At 64.8% G+C, this 13217-nt stretch carries 15 protein-coding genes; 9 read left to right on the top strand and 6 right to left on the bottom strand.

Annotated features, from left to right (window positions below; genetic code table 11):
* Positions 1 to 410: 410 nt before the first annotated feature.
* Together NED97_RS14570 and aglJ are read left to right on the top strand one after the other, a co-directional pair.
* A complete protein-coding gene (locus tag NED97_RS14570) occupies positions 411 to 1790 on the top strand; it encodes a Cdc6/Cdc18 family protein (RefSeq protein ID WP_252487743.1) in 1380 nt (459 codons plus the stop codon).
* 157 nt (positions 1791 to 1947) lie between these two features.
* Positions 1948 to 2958: an S-layer glycoprotein N-glycosyltransferase AglJ gene (gene aglJ / locus NED97_RS14565; protein WP_252487742.1), complete on the top strand. Its 1011-nt coding sequence runs from the start codon at positions 1948 to 1950 to the stop codon at positions 2956 to 2958.
* On the opposite strand, the gene NED97_RS14560 is transcribed toward aglJ, so the two are convergent.
* On the bottom strand, positions 2955 to 3284 hold the full coding sequence (locus tag NED97_RS14560) for a DUF5789 family protein (RefSeq protein ID WP_252487741.1): 330 nt from the start codon (positions 3282 to 3284) through the stop codon (positions 2955 to 2957). The two genes, aglJ and NED97_RS14560, sit on opposite strands and share 4 nt — an antisense overlap.
* A 103-nt stretch (positions 3285 to 3387) precedes the next feature.
* On the opposite strand from NED97_RS14560, the gene NED97_RS14555 reads away from it, so the two are divergent.
* The gene (locus tag NED97_RS14555; protein WP_252487740.1) at positions 3388 to 3597 is read left to right on the top strand and encodes a ribbon-helix-helix domain-containing protein; all 210 of its coding nucleotides are present in this window, start codon (positions 3388 to 3390) and stop codon (positions 3595 to 3597) included.
* A 318-nt stretch (positions 3598 to 3915) separates the two neighbouring features.
* Here the strand turns inward: NED97_RS14555 and NED97_RS14550 are convergent, their stop codons facing one another.
* Both NED97_RS14550 and NED97_RS14545 read right to left on the bottom strand, forming a co-directional pair.
* Positions 3916 to 4338: an MPN domain-containing protein gene (locus tag NED97_RS14550; RefSeq protein ID WP_252487739.1), complete on the bottom strand. Its 423-nt coding sequence runs from the start codon at positions 4336 to 4338 to the stop codon at positions 3916 to 3918.
* A gap of 37 nt (positions 4339 to 4375) precedes the next feature.
* Positions 4376 to 5059, bottom strand: coding sequence for a hypothetical protein (locus NED97_RS14545; protein WP_252487738.1), 684 nt, complete (start codon positions 5057 to 5059; stop codon positions 4376 to 4378).
* A gap of 80 nt (positions 5060 to 5139) precedes the next feature.
* Between NED97_RS14545 and NED97_RS14540 the strand changes: the two genes are divergently transcribed.
* Positions 5140 to 5823, top strand: coding sequence for a VOC family protein (locus NED97_RS14540; RefSeq protein ID WP_252490635.1), 684 nt, complete (start codon positions 5140 to 5142; stop codon positions 5821 to 5823).
* Between the two features lie 24 nt (positions 5824 to 5847).
* On the opposite strand, the gene NED97_RS14535 is transcribed toward NED97_RS14540, so the two are convergent.
* The 3 genes from NED97_RS14535 to NED97_RS14525 form a co-directional block, all read right to left on the bottom strand.
* A complete protein-coding gene (locus tag NED97_RS14535) occupies positions 5848 to 6075 on the bottom strand; it encodes a DUF7860 family protein (RefSeq protein ID WP_252487737.1) in 228 nt (75 codons plus the stop codon).
* Between the two features lie 102 nt (positions 6076 to 6177).
* Positions 6178 to 6465, bottom strand: coding sequence for a DUF5779 family protein (locus tag NED97_RS14530; protein WP_252487736.1), 288 nt, complete (start codon positions 6463 to 6465; stop codon positions 6178 to 6180).
* A 62-nt stretch (positions 6466 to 6527) separates the two neighbouring features.
* Positions 6528 to 6983, bottom strand: a complete 456-nt coding sequence (locus NED97_RS14525; RefSeq protein ID WP_252487735.1) for a ferritin-like domain-containing protein — start codon at positions 6981 to 6983, stop codon at positions 6528 to 6530.
* A 93-nt stretch (positions 6984 to 7076) separates the two neighbouring features.
* Here NED97_RS14525 and NED97_RS14520 point away from each other — a divergent pair, with 93 nt between their 5' ends.
* The 5 genes from NED97_RS14520 to ilvC all read left to right on the top strand — a co-directional run bounded on the left by NED97_RS14520 (position 7077) and on the right by ilvC (position 13216).
* Positions 7077 to 7670: a winged helix-turn-helix transcriptional regulator gene (locus NED97_RS14520; protein WP_252487734.1), complete on the top strand. Its 594-nt coding sequence runs from the start codon at positions 7077 to 7079 to the stop codon at positions 7668 to 7670.
* 441 nt (positions 7671 to 8111) lie between these two features.
* Positions 8112 to 9350: a LeuA family protein gene (locus NED97_RS14515; RefSeq protein ID WP_455429875.1), complete on the top strand. Its 1239-nt coding sequence runs from the start codon at positions 8112 to 8114 to the stop codon at positions 9348 to 9350.
* A gap of 338 nt (positions 9351 to 9688) precedes the next feature.
* A complete protein-coding gene (gene ilvB / locus NED97_RS14510; protein WP_252487733.1) occupies positions 9689 to 11506 on the top strand; it encodes a biosynthetic-type acetolactate synthase large subunit in 1818 nt (605 codons plus the stop codon).
* A complete protein-coding gene (gene ilvN / locus NED97_RS14505; protein ID WP_252487732.1) occupies positions 11503 to 12165 on the top strand; it encodes an acetolactate synthase small subunit in 663 nt (220 codons plus the stop codon). Before ilvB ends, ilvN begins: the two co-directional genes overlap by 4 nt.
* On the top strand, positions 12158 to 13216 hold the full coding sequence (ilvC, locus tag NED97_RS14500) for a ketol-acid reductoisomerase (RefSeq protein WP_252487731.1): 1059 nt from the start codon (positions 12158 to 12160) through the stop codon (positions 13214 to 13216). The genes ilvN and ilvC overlap by 8 nt, the downstream gene beginning before the upstream one ends.
* Position 13217 lies beyond the last annotated feature (1 nt).

Below are 13217 nucleotides of genomic sequence, written 5' to 3'. Positions count from 1 at the left end.
CGGTACTGGCCTCGAGACGCCTCGACGTCCGGGGTCGCTGTCGTCGAACGATCCTCACAGTCTCGCGTCGAAACCCCTGATTACCGCTTCCCCTCGAACCGATCCGCACTCGCGACTCGATTCATCTGAAATCCGGTGTGGGTGGGGGGGTCGTCTCGACCGACGACGCCCGCTCAGTCGCGAATTCATCTGAAATCCGGTGTGGGTGCGATACCAATCCGCAATCCGTTCCCGTTCGACGGCTCCCTCTCGGCCTCGAGAATTCATCTGAAACCCGGTGTCGGTACGGCGGCCGCGGCGGTCGCGAATCGCGCGTTAACCGACTGACACGGCGCAATTCCGGTCCGGACGCGATCGGCCGCCGTCGGCGGAGGGAAAGAACTAAGGAGAATTCATCTGAAACGCGGTGTATGCCTTTGCACGTGGAGGGGACGGGGACGCTCGGCGAGTACGCGGCCGAGCACGGCGCTGTCGCCCACTCTCGCTCCGAATCTCGCGACGATCCCCTCTCGGTCCTCGACGAGGAAGACCGGATTTTCGCGAACGAGGATCTGCTTCGCATCGACCACGTCCCCGACCAGAACAAGATCGTCGGGCGGAACAACCAGATCGAGACCGTCGCCCGACGTCTCAAACCGACGATCTCCGGCGGGACGGGGAAGGGAACGCTCCTGCTCGGGAAATCGGGTTCCGGGAAGACCCTCGTTACGCGGTACGTCAGTCGGGAGGTGGTCGAACGCGGCGAGGAGAACGACGTTCGAATCGGTCGAGCGGTCATCGACTGCGCCCAGCGCCGCTCGGAGGTCCAGACGGTGATCCATCTCGCGAAGAGTCTGAACGATCCCGAAAAAACCGGGATCACGATCCCCCATTCCGGCATCGCAACGGGTGCCTACTACGACCGCCTGTGGTCGGTCATCGACGAACTCTACGACGCGATCATCGTCGTTCTGGACGAAATCGACCGGCTCGCCCCGCCGGACGACGTCAAGAACGTCCCGCCGGAGGAGGCCGACGACAGCAAACTCCTCATGCAACTCTCGCGGGCGGGCGAGGAGAACGACGTCGAGGCGAGCATCACCGTCATCGGCATCAGCAACGACCTCAAGTACGGCGATCGGCTGGACACCCGCGTGGAGAGTTCGTTCTCACCGGACGAGATCGTCTTCCCGGCGTACGACGCGAACCAACTCGGCGACATCCTCAACCGTCGACGCGACGCCTACCGCGAGGACGTGCTCACGGACGACGTCATCCCGCTGTGTTCCGCGTTCTCGGCGCAAGAACACGGCGACGCGCGGCGAGCCATCGATCTCTTTCGGCTCGCCGGCGAGGTCGCCCGTGACAACGACGCCGGGAGAGTCACCGAGAACCACGTTCGCGTCGCGAACGACGACGCCGAAGTGACCCGGATCCAGGATCTGATACGCGGCTGTCCGACCCAGGCGAAGATCGCGATCGCGGCGCTCGCGACGATGGACGAGTTCACCGACCGCTCGGCGTTCAAGGCGACGGAAATGTACCGCGTCTACCGCGCGTTCGCCGAAGCGATCGACGCGAACGTCCTCGGGAAGAAGCGTATCACCGACCAGCTTCGAGAGTACGAGACGTTGAAGATCATCGATATGACCCGGACGAGCGACGGCTACCGGGAGGGAACGTACCTGCAACTCTCCCTGCTCGACGACTCGAGTCTGCTCCTCCAGACGATCGGACTCGACGATCGGTGTGCCAACATCCCGATCGACGGGCGGATGCGCCAGCACCTCCTTTCGATCGTCGAGACGTAGCGATGTCCGTGGCTTCACACCCTGCGCTCGAGCGCGCCCGACGAGAACGGTCACACGGCGGACGCCGCCGGGAGAGTCTGCGACGGAGCGAAATGCACGAACGGCGACTGGTAGCTGATCAGCACTCTTTTGAATACCGACACGGGAGTCACGTACAATGGAGAACGATGGGGCCCGCGTGGACGCGGTCGAGCGCGAGATGGAGGTTCTCGTCATGACCGAGATGACGCGGGAAATTTCGGCCGAGGAGGTCTGCGTCCTCATCCCGACCCTGAACGAGGCGGCGACGATCGGCGACGTGATCGAGGGCTTTCACGAACGCGGATACACGAACGTCGTCATCGTCGACGGAGATTCCGACGACGGCACGCGGGAGATCGCGCGCGAACACGACGCGCAGGTAATTACCCAGTCCGGTGACGGGAAGGGACAGGCTGTCCGCGAGGCGCTGGAGTACATTACCGTCCCGTACGTGCTGATGGTCGACGGCGACGGAACGTACGATCCGGCGGATGCGGACGCGATGATCGAACCCCTCTCGCGCGGGTACGAGCACGTGATCGGCAACCGGTTCGCTGACATGGACGACGACGCGATGGCCGCGCTCAACGGGTTCGGCAATCGGTTAATCAACCGCTCGTTCCGGTTCATTCACGGAGCGGCGTACGACGACGTCCTCTCGGGGTACCGTGCGTTCACGACCGACTCGTTCGCCCGGCTCGCGCTGGATTCGGACGGGTTCACGATCGAGACCGAACTCGCCGTCGAGTGCGTGAAACACGGGATCGACACTGCCGTGGTTCCGATCAGTTACAGCGCTCGGCCCGACGAGTCGGAGACGAACCTCCACCCGCTCAAAGACGGGGGAACGATCATTCTGGCGCTGTACTCTCTCGCGAAGACGAACAATCCGCTGTTTTACTTCGGGAGTCTCGGCGCGGCCGGTATCGCGTCCGGCGGCGTCATCGCGATGTACGTCCTCTGGCAGTGGGTCCAGTACCAGCAGGGCCACGAGATCATGGCGATCGTCTCGGCGGCCGCCATCCTGCTCGGCGTCCAGTTACTCATGTTCGGCGTCCTTTCCGACATGCTCGTGACGCTGCATCGCGAGCAGCGGCGACGTCTCGAGCAGATTACGCGAAGCGAACGCAAGCGAGACGACGACTAGAACGGTAGCATCGACCGCACCTGCTGGACGACGCCGTTCGAGTGCTGTCGGCGGTACTCCTCGAAGGGTTCGTGGAGCGCGTTCAGCAACTCCTGGCGCGATCCGAACCGGTCGCGGTCGGTCTCCTCGAGCATCTCCCCGAGCGGGACGTCGTTGCCGTGGACGTCGTAGGAGATGTGCTCGTGACCGAGCTCGGCCGCGACATCGTCTTTCGTCGCCGGAAACGCGAGATCGGTGTTCCTGAGACGAGCGTCGACTGCAGCGATGCCGAAGTCGACGCTGTCGGGTTTATCGTCGTCGTTGTTCGACGGTGGCCGGACTCCCATGCGTCGTGTGTAGGGCGCCACATCTCAAAACCGCTACGGAGACGATCGCCGACCCCTTCTCGAATGCCGACACGTCTTTGAGGGGCGCGACGGAGTATCGTGTATGACCGAGTACACCACGGTTTCGATCCCGAAGGACCTCGCCGACCGCGTCGACGAGACGATCGAGGGGACGAGTTTCCAGAGCACCAGCGATCTGGTCCGATTCCTGCTCCGGAGCATCGTCATCCAGCACCAGCAACAGGGCGAACTCACCGAGGCGGAGTTCGAAGAAATCGCCGAACAGCTCCGCGGGCTGGGGTATCTCGAGTAAGCGAGCGCGGCGAGGCGACCGATCCGACGGCCGCTCCCACGTCGGAACCTCCCTTCGGCCCCTCGCGAGGCCGAACTGGGCTCCCGAGTCGCCGGACGGGCCGAGCTATTTTCCGTCTCGAGACGCTAGCCGCTCGTGGAGGTCGAGGTGCATGCCACACGTGCCAAACTTCCCCTCTCCCGACGAATCCGACGACGGAGAACAGCCTTCCGGGAGCATCGTCGACCGGATCCTCGACGACGGAAGCTGGCCGTCGGCAGCCGGCCGCTGAGCCGCCATAGCATCGTTCTCGAGTTATTTTGTCTTGTCGTCGAGTGTTCAATCCTGGAGCGACCCCTCCGGCGCGCGGGCATCGATGATCTCGAGCGGCTGGCGCTTGCCCGCGCGATCGAAGGCGGCGAACGACGCGTCGTCGATCTTCCACGGCGGGACCGCGACGAAGATCACCTCCGCGAGATCGTCCCGTTTCGTCACCTCGAGTTCCCTGACGGGATGAGAGACGAACTGCCCCTGGGCCTCGCGAACGGGCGTGGAGAGATCGACGCCGAAGACCGCGTTAACCGCGTTACCCGAATCCGGGAGGAGGAAATCCGTGAAGACGAGCGTTTCGGGCGGTATCTCGTCGCCCCCCTCGAGTTCGCTGGCAGGGGTAACGGAGACGCCCGTCGCTACACGGTTCGGATCGGCGTCGCTGGCGAGTTCGAGCAAAACGTCGACCAGCGCGCGAGTGACGTATACCACGGTCATCGTACGAGGGGTGCGAGGTTAGTTGTGTCCCTCAGATCGGGAGCAGTTTTCGTCCGGTTTTGGCGTACAGCAGCGGCGCTCGCTTTCGCGACCCGGAGAGGGCGGTCTCGAGTGCGGTCGGCGCGTCGTTCAGTATACCGGCGCCGTGACCGACGAGCACCCGATCGGGGACGAGGTCGCCGAGGGGGTCGCGCGGCGGAACCGCCCGCCGAACCGGGTGTACCCCGAGGCGTTCACCCCTGGCGAGGTAGTAGTCGGCCGTCCCGAGCGATTCCGAGACGAGGAGCGTTCGCCCGTCGGGATCGTAGACGGCGACCTCCCGCCAGAACTGGTTGTCGACGACGATCCGGGTCTTGAATCCGGTCTCCGCGAGTTCGTCGCCGAAGCGGACGACCGGCGCGTCGATCCCTTCGGAGACGCCCTCGAAGAACGCCGGCAGGTAGACCGGAACGTCGTGACGGTTCGCGATGGCTTCGGCGTCGCGCGTGTGTCGGCCGAGCGTGACGACGACACCGGTCACGTCTCCGAACTCGGTGAGGAGTTCGTCGAGTCCGGCGGTGTCGACGGGATCGAACAGCCACACCTCGCCGTCCCGCTCGAGGGCGTGGCTGGCGCGCTGCATCTTCTCTTCGGGCTGGGCGATCCAGCCGACGCCGCCGTCGAAGCGATCGATCTCCGCGAACTCGGTCGCCTGCTCGTCGACGCGGAAGGGCATGCTGGACACTACGTCCGCTCCGCTCATAAACGTGGACGGGCGGCGACGCTTCTATGTCCCCACCCGAAGTAGGGACGACCATGCTCACCGGTCTCTCCTGGCTCACGCTCGAGGCCAAGTACCTCGAGCAGACACGGCGATTTTACGAGGAGACGCTGTCGCTGTCCGTCCGCGACGACCGCGAGGACGAGTGCGTCCTGGCCGCAGGCGAGACCGATCTCGTTCTGCGACGACCAGACGAACTCCCGCGAGGCGGGCTCCACACCCACTACGCCTTTTCCATCCCGGCCGCCGAGTACGACGACTGGTGGACCCGCCTGAGCGAGCAGTACGACCTCGAGGAGGTCCAATTCGGCACCGCGAAGTCGCTGTACCTGTACGATCCCGACGGCAACTGCGTCGAACTCGGCCAGCAGGGCGTCGACGGGCCGGGGATCGACGGTATCTTCGAGGTCGTCCTCGAGGTTGAGTCGCTCGAGCGCGCCCAGGCGTTCTACACCGATCTCGGATTCGAGACGGTCGACGTGGGCGACGACCGAAAGCGGATCCGGATGGACGGTCCGATGGCGCTCGAGCTCTGGGAACCGCACCTCGGAATCGCCGACGCACGCGGCGGCGTCCACGTCGACCTCGGGTTCGAGACCGAAGATCCGCGGGCGGCGCTCGACGCAGTCCGTGATCGCGTCGACCGGATCGAGCAAGACGCGGCCGAGGAAGTCGTCGTGCGCGATCAAGACGGTCACTGGTTGACGTTTCGATCGTAGATCCCTCGCATCCGCTCGGAGCGGTTATTCGGTCAGCGGGAGGAGAACCCCGAAGATCCACGGCGAGAAAAACGCGACCGCGATTCCGATTCCCTCACAGTACACGAACAGCGCGTGTTCCCAGGCGGGAAGCGAATCGTAGAGCGCGCGGCCGAGGAGCTCTGCACCCGCACCGAACGCGAACAGCCCGAGTCCCAGGAGGAAGCCCGTCTTCGCCAAGGAGGCGTAGTCGAGGTTGCCGTATCGTCCCATACCGGTCGGTACGATCGCATCCGAGGTAATCGTTTTGTGACGACGCGCCGATCGAGTTTCGGCCGATACAACTGCGGGTATCGGCGCGAAATTACTCCCCTCTTACAGTTGGTCGCTGTTAACGTCGACGCCCGGCGGCGCGACGATCAGAAAGCCCCGGAAGTGGACGAGGCTACCGCCGGATTCCTTGACGTCGCGCGCGAAGCCGGCCGCCAGGTCGTTGACTTCCCCGTCCACGCAGAGGACGAGCACGCTGCCGTTCGAGACCGTCTCGAGCCACTTGTCCGCCGGAGTCGTCCCGTCGAGGACGCCGAGGACGATCTCACCCTCGAACTCCTCGGCGATGTGCTCATCCTCGACGGTCCGTAAGTCGAGGTCGAAATCGCTCATGTGGGCTCACTCGAAGCGCGACGAGAAAAACGTTCGCTTCGAGAGACCTGTTTGTAGACGCCTCAGTCCTGGGGAAACTCCTTCTTGAATCCCCGGAATTCGGTGTGATGAGCCTCCTCGTCCGAGAGGATCGTCACCGCGACGTCCTCGGTGACGGGGTCGTTCGCCTCCTCGGCCGCCTCGAGCAGCGATCGGTAGGTCTCCATCGCCTCCTCCTCGGCCTCGAGGACGCCGTCGATGACCGACTGCACGTCGGTCGTGTCCTCGGGCGGCTGGAGACTGGACTGGCGCGCCTCGAACGACTCCGAGCCGGGCGGGGACCGGTCGAGTTGCTTCAGTCGGTTTCCCAGCAACCGGGCGTGCTCGAGTTCCTCGTCGACGTCCGTCTCGAGGCTCTCTTTGACCTCCTCGGCGTGGACGCCGTCCAGCACGATGGCGTTCGTCAGGTAGTTCATCACGGTCTCGAGTTCGTCGATGTACGCTTCCGTCAACAGGTCGGTGACTTCGTCGTTCGTCATTGCGCCCCGGTCTACCACGAGCGGAGGTATAATCCTCACACGCCGTCCCCCGCACGGTACACTCATGTCCCGGCCCTCCCTAAATCGACGCGTATGCGCGATCTCGACGAGACAGACCTCGAGATTCTTGAACTCCTCGCGGCCGATGCCCGCCGTCCGTACAGGGAGATCGCCGATCACGTCGGCCTGACGCCGCCGGCCGTCTCCGATCGCATCTCGCGACTCGAGGAGCAGGGAATCATCCAGGGCTTTACGATCGACATCGACCGCGGAACGCTCCGTGGCGACGTGCCGGTGTTAGTCGAACTGGAGCCGACCCCCGACGCGGTCGACGACGTCTACGCGGCCGCCGGCGACCTCGAGGGCGTCGAACACGTCTTCGAGACGATGGACGGCCGCGTGATCGTCCACGCGGCGATCCCGGACGCCGACGCCCGATCCTGGCTCGAACGGGAGCTCGAGCTCGAGACGCTGACCGGCTACGACGTCGCGCTGTGCAACCGCTCGGAGCGGATCACCGACCTCGCGGCGACGGGGTTCGCACTCGACTGCGTGGTCTGTGGGAAGCAGGTCACCAACGACGGGGTGACGGCGTCGGTCGACGGCGAGGTCAAGACGTTCTGCTGTACCTCCTGTGAGGACCGGTACGTGAGCCGGTACGAGTCCCACCGCGACGCGCTCGAGTGATCGGTGTTACTACCGATTCGAACGAGCGGCGATCGAACGCGCGCCCGATTGTAACACTGTTGCAGTTCCTTCGGCTACAGCCCTGCATCTTCCTAACACGACGATTGTATCTGGTCGTTCGTGCTGAAAAAATCTTGTGAATGGATGCACGTATGATTATCCGAGTTTGTGCTAATTGTTAGTGACCGTGTGTCCACCGGAGAGCGCGCGCCAGCGCTTCAAGATTAATTACGTGGAAATAAAAATAGAAATTATAGAGGTGTCATTAGAAATAAAGTAGCCGTTCGGCAGCCGTCCCGTATGGTAATAGGATCTCTGCTCAATAATAGGTCGTTGATGTCTTGCGATTTTCCAGCAGCGGTCGACTGCTGTTCGGGTTGACAGGTCACGACACACCTGAGACAGCGCCAGGTTTATATACATCGTCGAGCCTCGGAACGGATACAATGTCTTCACAAGGCAACCCGACCTCTGACACCAGTCAGGGGGGTCGAGTTCTTCCAGGGCACGTTAGATTCCACTGACGAAATCGAGTCAGCACGTGTCTTCGATACGACCCTCCGGGACGGCGAACAGTCGCCCGGAACGTCGTTCTCCGCCGACGACAAACGGCACATCGCATCGATTCTGGACGAGATGGGAACCCACGTCATCGAGGCGGGGTTCCCGGTCAACTCCGATGCGGAGTTCGAAGCCGTTCGTGATATCGCGTCCTCGACGTCGACGACTACCTGCGGGTTAGCCCGCGTCGTCGACAAGGACATCGAAGCGGCGCTGGATTCCGGCGTCGAGATGGTTCACACGTTCGTCAGCACCAGCGACGTTCAGATCGAGGACTCGATGCACGCCACGCGGGAGGAAGTCGTAGAGCGCGCCGTCGAGTCGGTCGAACGCATCACGGAAGCGGGGGCGACCTGCATGTTCTCGCCGATGGACGCGACGCGTACCAACGAGGCGTTCCTGCTCGAGGTGATCGAAGCGGTCAGCGAGGCCGGTACGGACTGGATCAACATTCCGGACACCTGCGGCGTCGCGACGCCGAATCGGTTCCGGGCCATGATCGAGAAGGTCTGCGCTCACACCGACGCGCGGGTCGACGTCCACACCCACGACGACTTCGGGCTGGCCACCGCCAACGCGCTGTCCGGCATCGAAGCGGGGGCCGACCAGGCCCAGGTGTCGGTCAACTCGATCGGCGAGCGCGCCGGCAACGCCGCCTACGAGGAGTTCGTGATGGCCGTCGAGTCGGTCTACCAGTGCGATACCGGAATCGACACGACGCGGATCATGGAGCTCTCGGAGACCGTCGAGGAGCGAAGCGACGTCCCGACGCCGGGCAACAAGCCGGTGGTCGGCGACAACGCCTTCTCACACGAGAGCGGCATCCACGCCGCCGGCGTCATCGAGAACTCCGACACCTTCGAACCCGGCGTCATGACTCCGGAGATGGTCGGCGCGAAACGCCGACTGGTCATGGGGAAACACACCGGGACGCACTCGGTCCGCGAACGACTGCGCGAGTCCGGATTCGACCCCACCGACGAGCAGGTGCGCGCGGTCACCCGAAAGGTCAAGGATTACGGTGCGGAAAAGCGCCGGATCACGGTCGACGACCTGGAGCGATTCGCCGAGGAAGCTGGCATCGAGCGCCAGCAGGAGCCGGAGGAGGTGCGAATCTGAGGGATGCCCGCCCCGTTTGCTACCGGCCGGGAGCCCCGGCTATCGCGGCAGTGTTCGCATCAGCGTTTGCGCCAGCATTGCCCTGGTCGGAACTATTATTACGACTGGCGGGCCTACGAGATGAGTAATGACGGATCGCGCTTCACCATCGGCTCGCGCTCGTGCAGCCGACGGCAGCGCGCTCGCTCGCATTCGTATTGTAGGGGCCAACTAGCCCCTCACCTACTCCTTCCTCGATTCCGGCCCGTATTCGTCGCATCGGCTTCAGAGCGACCAGCAATCCAGCAGATGACACCACCCAGAGCAACGGACCGCCCCCACGCGGCAGGAGGTAATCGATGAGCGAACGCGCAGCACCGGTTACCACGACGGAAGAACAGCACGACGACCAGGAGCCGGCTCGCGACGCGGAGGAGTCGGTCGACGCCGACGCGACCGCCGAAGCGGCGTCCGAAACCGAGCAACAACCCGTCACCACGGGCGCCGAGGCCGTCGTCCGCGCGCTCGAGAACGCGGGCGTCGAACACGCCTTCGGCGTGCAGGGCGGCGCGATCATGCCCGTCTACGACGCCCTCTACGACTCCGAGATCACCCACGTGACGATGGCCCACGAGCAGGGCGCATCGCACGCGGCCGACGCCTACGGCATCGTCTCGGGCGAGCCGGGCATCTGCCTGGCCACGTCGGGACCGGGCGCGACGAACCTCGTCACCGGCCTCGCCGACGCCGACATGGACTCGGACCCGATGGTCGCGCTGACCGGCCAGGTGCCGACCGAGTTCGTCGGCAACGACGCCTTCCAGGAGACCGACACGACGGGCGTCACGACGCCGGTCACGAAGGACAACACGTTCTCGAGCGAACCGGATCGCGTCGGGACCGACGTCAGCGAGGCGTTCGCACTCGCCCGAGAGGGCCGACCCGGACCGACGCTGGTCGACCTGCCGAAGGACGTTACCAACGCCGAGACCGACCGCGAACCCGACGAGCCCGCAGTGCCCCACACCTACGAGGTGCAGGAGGAAGCGGACCGGGAGATCGTCGACGCCGCGGCCGAGCGGATCGAAAACGCCCAGCGTCCCGTCATGCTGCTCGGCGGCGGCGTCATCAAGGGCGAGGCCAGCGAGGCCTGTCGAGAGTTCGCCATCGAGCACGAGATCCCGGTCGTCACGACGATGCCCGCTATCGGCTCGTTCCCCGAGGATCACGAGCTATCCATGGAGATGGCGGGCATGCACGGTACCGGCTACGCCAACATGGCGATCACCCACTGTGACACCATGCTGGCGATCGGCACCCGGTTCGACGACCGCCTGACCGGCGGGATCGAAACCTTCGCACCCGACGCGGAGGTCATCCACGTCGACATCGACCCCGCGGAGATCTCGAAGAACATCCACGCGGACTACCCGCTGGTCGGCGACGCCGAAACGGTCGTCGACCAGCTGAGCGAGGCGGTCGACGACTCGCCGCAGATCACGAAGTGGCGCGCCCAGTGCCAGCAGTGGAAGTCCGACTACTCGATGGCCTACGACACGCCCGACGACGAACCGGTCAAGCCCCAGTTCGTCGTCGAGGCCCTGGACGAAGCGACGAGCGACAACGCCGTCGTGACGACCGGCGTCGGCCAACACCAGATGTGGGCCTGCCAGTACTGGACCTACACCGAGCCCCGGACCTGGGTCTCGAGTCACGGGCTGGGGACGATGGGCTACGGGCTGCCGGCGGCGATCGGCGCCCGCTTCGCGGCCGACGACGACCAGGAGGTCGTCTGTATCGACGGCGACGGCTCGTTCCTGATGACGCTGCAGGGACTGTCCGTGGCCGTCCGCGAGGAGCTGGACATCACGGTCGCCGTGCTCAACAACGAGTACATCGGGATGGTCCGACAGTGGCAGGACGCCTTCTTCGACGGCCGTCACTCCGCGTCGGACTACGGCTGGATGCCCGAGTTCGACAAGCTCGCCGAGGCGTTCGGCGCGCGGGGCTTCCGGATCGACGACTACAACGACGTCGCCGACACCATCGACGCCGCGCTGGCGTACGACGGTCCCTCGGTGATCGACGCCCACATCGATCCGCAGGCGAACGTCTATCCGATGGTGCCGAGCGGCGGCGACAACGGTCAGTTCGCGCTGACGGAGGACCAATTATGACGCGAGGGCTCGACGGACCGTCCCCGGAGGAGCGACCGACACCGGCCGGTCGGCGCAACAAGCAAGGGATCCGCATCGATCCGGAGATCGAAGCGAAGCACGACCCCCGACGCACCGTCATCTCGGTGCTGGTCGAACACGAGCCCGGCGTGCTCTCGGACGTCTCGGGACTGTTCTCGAGGCGGCAGTTTAACATCGAGAGCCTGACGGTCGGTCCGACCGCCGAGGACGAGCGCGCCCGGATCACCCTCGTCGTCGAGGAACCCGATCCCGGCATCGACCAGATCAAGAAGCAGCTGCGAAAGCTGCTGCCGGTCATCGCCGTGCGGGAACTCGAGCCCGACGCGATGCGCCGGGAACTGGCGCTCGTGAAGGTTAACGCCGAGCGTCCGGACCGGGTCGCCGCCGTCGCGGACATGTACGACGCGAAGACGGTCGACTCGAGTCCGGAGACGGCGACCATCGAGATCACCGGCGCCCGCCAGAAGATCGAGGCCGCGATCGAGACGCTCGGCCAGTTCGGCATCCGCGAGATCGCGCGAACCGGAACGACCGCGCTCGCGCGCGGCACCGACGACACCGCGGTGCCACCGACGGAATCGGCCGCCACCGAGGCGAAACAGACCCAGCAGTTCACACAACCAGCAGACGATGACTGAAAACGAATTCACCACCGAGATCTACTACGAATCGGACGCAGACGAATCCCACCTCGACGACGTAACCGTCGCCGTCCTCGGCTACGGTAGCCAGGGCCACGCGCACGCGCTCAACCTCCACGAGAGCGGTGTCGACGTGGTCGTCGGCCTGCGCGAGGACTCCTCCTCGCGCGACGCCGCCGAAGCGGACGGCCTCACGGTCACGACGCCGGTCGAGGCGGCCGCCCAGGCGGAGGTTGTCTCGATGCTGGTCCCCGACACGGTTCAGCCACACGTCTACGAACAGATCGAGGACGAACTCGAGGCCGGCGACACGCTGCAGTTCGCCCACGGCTTCAACATCCACTACAACCAGATCCAGCCCGCCGAGGACGTCGACGTGACGATGATCGCGCCGAAGTCCCCGGGCCACCTCGTCCGCCGGAACTACGAGAACGGCGAGGGGACGCCGGGACTGCTCGCGATCTACCAGGACGCGACCGGCGACGCGAAGGAGCGCGCGCTCGCGTACGCGAAGGGGATCGGCTGCGCCCGAGCCGGCGTCGTCGAGACGTCGTTCCGCGAGGAGACCGAGACCGACCTCTTCGGCGAGCAGGCCGTCCTCTGTGGCGGCATCGCGGAGCTGATCAAGGCCGGCTACGAGACGCTGGTCGACGCCGGCTACAGCCCCGAGATGGCCTACTTCGAGTGTCTGAACGAGATGAAGCTGATCGTCGACCTCATGTACGAAGACGGGCTCGGCGGCATGTGGGATTCGGTCTCCGACACCGCCGAGTACGGCGGACTCACGCGCGGCGAGGCCGTCATCGACGACCAGGCTCGAGCAAACATGGAGGAAGTGCTCGAGCAGGTCCAGAACGGCGAGTTCGCCACCGAGTGGGTCGCCGAGAACCAGGCGAACCGACCCGTCTACACGCAGCTCAACCGGGCAGAGAAGAACCACGAGATCGAGGAAGTCGGCGAGCGCCTCCGCGGGCTGTTCGCGTGGGAAGAGGGACAGGAATCCGAAGAGGAAGACGACGAGGAACGAACCCGAGTCCAGGCGGACTAAC

The organism is Natronococcus sp. CG52, from assembly GCF_023913515.1.
Taxonomy (GTDB): Archaea; Halobacteriota; Halobacteria; order Halobacteriales; family Natrialbaceae; genus Natronococcus; species Natronococcus zhouii.
The sequence above is the reverse complement of the archived record's forward strand: the minus strand, read 5'-3'. Positions and strand labels throughout refer to the sequence as shown.